The sequence below is a fragment of the Citrobacter sp. TBCS-14 genome, from assembly GCF_005280805.1.
GTDB lineage: Bacteria > Pseudomonadota > Gammaproteobacteria > Enterobacterales > Enterobacteriaceae > Citrobacter > Citrobacter gillenii.
The window spans coordinates 1-206 of sequence record NZ_SZWM01001120.1 but is presented as its reverse complement, the minus strand read 5'-3'; the positions used below and the strand labels follow the sequence as shown (position 1 = coordinate 206).

Below are 206 nucleotides of genomic sequence, written 5' to 3'. Positions count from 1 at the left end.
TTCTTCAGCGCGTGAGAGACCGCAACAAAACCAAAGGTCGCCGTCACCATGGTGGCAGCGCCAAATCCGGATGCGCAATCCATACGCTTCGGCCCTTCCGCCGTAGCCTTCATTGCACATACCGAGCCATCTGCCTGCGGATACACCAGCGCTTCGGTCGAGAACACACAGTCCACGCCCAGTTTGCCTTTGCTGTTTTTCACCAC

1 pseudogene is annotated in these 206 nt (G+C 57.3%); it reads right to left on the bottom strand.

Features of this window, described 5'->3' with window-relative positions:
• Positions 1-206 (bottom strand): annotated as a pseudogene (locus tag FDX22_RS24350) (tRNA cyclic N6-threonylcarbamoyladenosine(37) synthase TcdA); the annotation flags it as partial.